General features: G+C 74.2%; 7 protein-coding genes. 2 read left to right on the top strand and 5 right to left on the bottom strand.

From position 1 onward, the window contains the following. The 4 genes from HW577_RS19020 to HW577_RS19005 form a co-directional block, all read right to left on the bottom strand. Nucleotides 1–221, bottom strand: a 221-nt coding sequence (locus tag HW577_RS19020) for a hypothetical protein (RefSeq protein WP_198377714.1), incomplete at its 3' end; no start/stop codon positions are given. Continuing rightward, nucleotides 218–1,186 carry an ABC transporter substrate-binding protein gene (locus HW577_RS19015; RefSeq protein ID WP_198377713.1) on the bottom strand — a complete coding sequence of 323 codons (969 nt, stop codon included), beginning with the start codon at nt 1,184–1,186 and terminating at the stop codon, nt 218–220. The genes HW577_RS19020 and HW577_RS19015, both read right to left, overlap by 4 nt. Further along, a complete protein-coding gene (locus HW577_RS19010; protein ID WP_198377712.1) occupies nt 1,183–2,181 on the bottom strand; it encodes an ABC transporter substrate-binding protein in 999 nt (332 codons plus the stop codon). The genes HW577_RS19015 and HW577_RS19010 overlap by 4 nt, the downstream gene beginning before the upstream one ends. Continuing rightward, nucleotides 2,178–3,170 (bottom strand): ABC transporter substrate binding protein, encoded by a 993-nt coding sequence (locus tag HW577_RS19005; protein WP_198377711.1) that lies wholly within the window; start codon nt 3,168–3,170, stop codon nt 2,178–2,180. Before HW577_RS19005 ends, HW577_RS19010 begins: the two co-directional genes overlap by 4 nt. Nucleotides 3,171–3,473: 303 nt before the next feature. Between HW577_RS19005 and HW577_RS19000 the strand changes: the two genes are divergently transcribed. Further along, on the top strand, nt 3,474–4,157 hold the full coding sequence (locus HW577_RS19000) for a Crp/Fnr family transcriptional regulator (RefSeq protein WP_198377710.1): 684 nt from the start codon (nt 3,474–3,476) through the stop codon (nt 4,155–4,157). Between the two features lie 82 nt (nt 4,158–4,239). Further along, on the top strand, nt 4,240–5,211 hold the full coding sequence (locus tag HW577_RS18995; RefSeq protein WP_198377709.1) for a Bug family tripartite tricarboxylate transporter substrate binding protein: 972 nt from the start codon (nt 4,240–4,242) through the stop codon (nt 5,209–5,211). Between the two features lie 10 nt (nt 5,212–5,221). Here the strand turns inward: HW577_RS18995 and HW577_RS18990 are convergent. Further along, a partial coding sequence (locus tag HW577_RS18990; protein WP_198377708.1) for a VOC family protein occupies nt 5,222–5,998 on the bottom strand: 777 nt, incomplete at its 5' end.

Here is a 5,998-nt window from a genome sequence, read left to right as displayed (position 1 = left end):
GCCGCGGCCCCCGGCTGGTCGGGGGCCGCGGCGATGCGCGCATCGAGGCTGAGACGCTGCCCGTCCCGCCAGCCACGCCGCGCGAGTTCGGGCAGCAGATGCGCGCGCAGCAGGGCCTCCGCGCGGTCGGTCAGCAGCAGCGCACCGAGGCGGCGCGGCGCGGCCTCGGCCCGCGCGGCCCTTGCGATGAACGGCAAGGCGAGCACGGCGCGGCGGATCATTCGACCACCTCATCCGCGCGGGCGAGCACCGCATGCGGCAGAGTCAGCCCGAGCGCGCGCGCCGCGCGCAGGTTGACCACGAACTCGATGGCCGTCGGCAGCTGCACCGGCAGCTCGCCCGGCCGCTCGCCGCGCAGGATGCGCGTCACGTAGCCGGCCGCGCGGCGGAACAGGTCGGGCAGGCTCGCGCCGTAGCTGAACAGGGCGCCAGCCTCGGCGAAGCGCGCCTGGTCACCGATCACCGCGATGCCCTCGGCCATCGCCAGGGCCACGATGTCCTGAATCATCGAGCTGGTCAGGAAATCGCGCACCACCACGAGCGCCCGCGCGCCATCGCCGCGCAGCGCGCGCATCTGCGCCGCCAGCGCGGCGGTATCGCGCGAGGCGAGCGGCACGCGCAGCGCGCGCAGCCCCTGCGACCGGACCGAGTCCTCCGTCAGCCGTCCCCAGGCGTCAAAGGTCGGGTCGGTCGCGTTGTGCAGCACGCCGATCGCGGCGATGTCGGGGATGGCCTCGCGCAGCAGCTCGACGCGCTTGGCCGACATCTCCTCCCCGAAGCTCGCGAATCCGGTCACGCTGCCGCCCGGGCGGGCGAGGGAGGCGAAGAGATCCGGGTCGCTGTCCGTGGGCGGCAGGCCCACGGCGACGAGCGGAATGGCCGTGGCGCGCCGCACCGCGCGCGCCGCGGCCGGGCCGGGCACGACGAAGACCTCCACCGGCAGCGCGGCAAGGTCTCGGATGATCTCCGCGCCGCGCGTGGGGTCGCCATCGGCGTGGCGGTTGTCGAGCAGCCAGGTCCGCCCCTCGACCTGGCCCTGCGCGCGCATGCCCTCGCGCAAGGCCTCGACGGTCAGCCGGTCCCCTTCCACCGAGGCGAAGCCGACGAAGCCCACGACCGGCAGGCGCCGCTGCGCGCGCGCGATGGCGGGCGCGAGCAGCAGCGGCAGGGCGCGGCGCGCGATCATTCGATCAGCTCGTCGGCACGCGCGAGCATCAGCGGTGCGATCTCGATGCCGAGCGCGCGCGCCGCCCGAAGGTCGATGACAAAGTCGAAGCGCGTCGGGTTCTCGACCGGCAGGTAGCTGATCGGCGTGCCGTTCGCCGCCCGCACCAGCTGCCGCGCCGCGCGGCGGAAGCCCTCGGCGATGTCGGGGCCGTAGCTCATCAGTCCCCCGCCGGTCAGGTAGCGGCGGTTCGACAGCATCATCGGCATGCCGTGGCGCAACGCGACCTCCCCCAGCCGGACACGGTTGGTGATGGTCGAGACGTCGGAGACCACGAAGAGCGCCGCCACCCCCTCCCGCTTCAGCGCGACGAAGGCCTCGTCCAGCGCCTCCGGCACCGCGATGCCGCGGAAGACGAGCTCGATCCCGAGCGCCGCCTGCGCGCGCGACGCTTCCTCGATCTGGATCGGGGATGGGTAGTAGACGTTGAAGACCACGGCGAAGCGGCGGGCCTGGGGGAAGGCCTCCCGCATCAGCTGCACGCGCTTGGCGGAGAGTTCGCCGGCGTGGAAGGACTGGCCGGTGACGTTGCCTTCCGGGCGCGCCAGGCTCTGCACCAGCCCGTCCTGCACCGCGTCGCGCGTGGCGCCGAAGATGATCGGGATCGTCGTCGTCGCGGCGCGGGCGGCGAGCACCCCGCCGCGGGTCGAGGCGAGGATGGCGTCCACCGGCGTGGCCACGAAGGACCGCATGACATCGGTCAGGTCGTGGTCCGGGCGCAGCTGGTGGCGATAGTCGATGGCGAGGTTTCGCCCGACGACATAGCCGTTCTCGCGCATCCCCAGCTCGAAGCGCTCCTCGAAGACAGTCCGTTCCGGGCCGTTGACGATGTAGCCGACCCGCAGCGGCCGGAGCGCCTGCGCCCGCGCGACGCCCGGCGCCAGCGCGGCGGCCGATGCGGCGAGGAGCAGCGATCGGCGTCCGGCGCGGGGCTGAGCGGGGTTGTGGATCGTCATTCGATCACCTCCTCGGCGCGCGCCAGGACCAATGGCGGGATGGCGAGGCCGAGCCGCGCGGCGGCACCTGCGTTCACCACCAGCTCGAAGCGGTCCGGGCGTTCCATCGGGATCGCGCCGGGCGCCTCGCCGCGCAGGATACGCGCCACCTGCACGGCGTTGCGACGGCGCAGCTCGGCCGCGGACGCGCCGTAGCTCACGACGCAGCCGGCCTCGGCCATGTGCCGCCAGTCGCACAGCAGCGGCAGCCCCGCGGCCGCCCCCTTCGCGGCGAGCAGCCCGGCCTGGCCCGCGAAGCCGGGGAAGGAACCGACGACGACGATGCGCGCGCCGGCGCGGCGCAGCGCGGCGAAGGCGGCGCCGTAGGTTTCTGGCGCACCGGCCCGCGCCAGCGCGATGGGGATGCCGAGCGCGGCGGCCTCCGCCTCGATCCGCGCGATCCGGTCGGGCGAGAGCGTGGCGCCGGCGAGAAAGCCGACCGGGGCCGTGCCGGGGTCGAGCTCGCGCGCGAATTCCAGGCGCTTGGTGTCGAGCTCCTCCCCCAGCATCACGATGCCCGTCACCAGGCCGCCGGGCCGCGCCAGGCTGTCCACCAGGCCGTCGGCGACCGGATCGTTGCCGGCGAAGCCGAGCACGATGGGCAGGCGCGGATCGGCGGCGCGCAGCAGCCGTGCGACCGGGTTGCTCACCGCGATCGCGACATCGCAGCGCGCCGCGGCGAGGTCCGCTGCCAGCGCCGGCAGCGGCGCCGCGTCGCCATCGGTGGCGTGCAGCAGGACATCGAGGTTGCGGCCCTCGACGAAGCCGAGCCGCGCGAGTTCCGGCAGCGTCCAGCGCCGCACGCCATCAATGGAGAAGCGGCCCGGCGCGAGCACGCCAAGGCGATGGGCGCGGCCCTGGGCGCGCGCGGGCATGGCGAAGGCGGCGGCGAGCCCGGCGCGGAGCATCGCGCGGCGCTCGGACCCGACATCGCACCGCCTGTCCGTCATGCCTGCCCCGTCGCTCCCGCGAAATGTCCTCGTGCCCGCCGCATCATCGCCCTGCCGGGGGGTCCGCGCGACGCCGATCGTCAATCAACATGGCTGGGGCCTCCTTCGAGCCGGGCGAGCGCGACGACCGGCAGCCTGCCGTCGCCAGGCGACGGGGAATGTGCGAAATGGCACATCGTCACGGCCCGCAGGCGGCAAGGCTCGCCGTGGCAGGAGGAACGGGATGGGCGCAGCGAATCATGGCCGATGGGGTCAAGGCTTCGGGCCGCCGCACCGTCGCGACGTCCGAAGGGGCGCGGCGCCGTGAGCGGCAGCCTCGCCAGCATCGACTTCTTCCGCGGCCTGCCCGCCGAGGCGTTGCGCCGGCATGAGTCGCGTGCGGTCTGGCTCACCGCCGAGGCTGGACGGCTGATCGTCGATTTCGACGACACCTCGGACGACGTGTTCTTCGTGCTGTCGGGCAGCGTGCGCATCACGGTGCGGACGCAGGGCGGGCGGGAGCTGATCCTGCAGGACGTGTCGGCGGGCGGCTTCTTCGGCGAGATGGCGGCGATCGACGGCGCCTCGCGCTCGGCGAGCGTCGCGGCGCTGTACCGCAGCCGCATCTGCCGGATGCCCGGCGGCGTCTTCATGGCGATCCTGGCCGAATCGCCGGCGCTGTCGCGGCGCATGATGCAGTTGCTGACGGCGCGCATCCGGGAGGCGAATGCGCGGATGCTGGAACTGACCAGCCTCGACATCCGCCACCGCCTTTATGCGGAATTGCTGCGCGCCGCCGGGGCGCCCGCGGCCGATGGCAGCCGGACCATCTCCCCGCCGCCGGTGCAGCAGATATTGGCGCAGCGGATCGGCGCGCGCCGGGAGCCCGTCTCGCGCGAATTCGCCCGCCTGCTGCGGGAGGAAGTGCTGGCACGCAGCCGCGGCGCGCTGGTGATCCGCCGGCCGTCGGTGCTCGAGGCGGCGCTGGCGACGCAATTGGCGAGCTGACCGACGGAAGGCGTTCCCCACATCCCGCCGCTGGCGCAGACTATGCGCGCACGCCGCACAGACGGCCGACGGAGGACACGCCATGCTGCACCACCCGGGGCGCCGCGCCCTGATCGCCGCGGGCCTCGCCGCGCCCTTCGGCCACGGCGCGCTGGCGCAGGCCCCCTGGCCAGACCGCCCGGTGCGCTTCTACGTCGGCTTCGCCCCCGGAACCGCCACCGACAACCTCGCGCGTGTCATCGCCGAGGCGCTGTCGCCGATGCTCGGCCAGCCGGTGGTGATCGAGAACCGTCCCGGCGCGCAGGGCACGCTCGCCGGCGCGGCCGTCGCGCGCGCGCCGGCGGACGGGCACGCGGTGATGATGGGATCGGGCACCACGCATGGCGCCGCGTCCTCCCTGCTGCGCAGCGTGCCCTATGACCCGGTGCGGGACTTCCTGCCCGTGCTGCGGCTGGGCCACATCACGCAGGTGCTGGTCGTGCGCGCCGACCATCCGGCGGAGGACCTGCCCGGCCTCGCGCGCCACCTGCGTGCGGCGAACACCCGCGTGTTCTACGGATCGGGCTCCTCGGGGAACCTGCTGCCGGCGGCGATGATGATGCGCCACCTCGGCGTGGACAGCGAGGTGGTGACCTATCGCAGCCCGCCCCAGGCGCTGGCCGACCTGATCGGCGGGCGCTTCCCGCTGATGTTCATCGACCTTTCCGCCGCGATGGGCGCGCTGCGCGCCGGCCAGCTGCGCGCCCTGGCCATCAGCAGCGAGCGCGCGAGCCCGAACCTGCCGGGCGTGCCTTCCCTCGCCACCCTCGTCCCCGGCTTCGGCTTCGAGACCTGGTTCGGCATGTACCTGCCCGCGGGCACGCCGCCCGCCATCGCCGCGCGCCTCGGCGCCGCGACGCGGGAGGTGTTGGACAAGCCGGAGACCTGGGCGCGGCTTGCGCCCATGGGCTTCGAACGCAGCACCGGATCGGCCGAGGAGCTGGCCGCGCTGACGCAGGCCGATGTCGCGCGCTGGCGCGTCGCGGTGCGGGAGCTTGGCATCCAGCCGGAATAGGCGCGCCGCGCTACTCCGCCGCGCCGCGCAGCCCGTCCCACCAGGGGCAGGCGCCGGGCATGACGGTGTGGTTGCCGGGCAGCACCTGCACCGGCGCGCGTTCGCCGCGCGCGGCGGCTTCCATGCGCATCCGCCGCCCGGCCGCGACCGCCTCCTCCCCGGCCCAGTGGCGGTCATGGCCCCAGAGGCTCGGCCCGCTGTCCATCCGCTCGGCCTTCCAGCTGGCGGGATCGATGTGCCGCCCGCCCCAGCCATATTCGACGAGGAAGCCGCCTGGCGTGCGCGCGTAGAAGCTCGTCATCCAGTCATTGGTGTGCCGGCCGAGCGTGGTCGCGACGCGCCCTTCCTCGGCCATAGCCAGGTCGTAGCCCTGCCCGACATCGTCCAGGCTCAGCAGCTCCATCATCAGATGGTGCATGCCCGCCTTGCCCGTCTCGATCAGCGCGAGCGAGTGGTGCCGCCCGTTGACGTGCATGAAGGTCGCGCGGAAGGGCTGTTCCACCCAGTCGGACAGGCCGAAGCCGAGGATGTCGCGGTAGAAGGGCAGCACCTCGTCGATCCGCGGCACGGTCAGCACCGCATGCCCCATGCCGAGCGGCCCGGTGCGGAAGCCCGAGATGGCGCGGCCTGGCGCGAAGGGGCGGTCGGTCACCTCCGGCCCGTGGAAGATCTCGATGCGGTTGCCGAGCGGGTCCCGCGTGACGATGAGGTCCGCCACGCGCCGCCGGTCGGCCAGCGCGCGCGCGCCGCGCGCGACCGCGACGCCGGCGGCCTCGAGCCGCGGATC

The sequence above is a fragment of the Neoroseomonas rubea genome, assembly GCF_016106015.1.
Lineage (GTDB): Bacteria > Pseudomonadota > Alphaproteobacteria > Acetobacterales > Acetobacteraceae > Neoroseomonas > Neoroseomonas rubea.
This window is presented reverse-complemented; position numbering and strand designations above follow the sequence as displayed.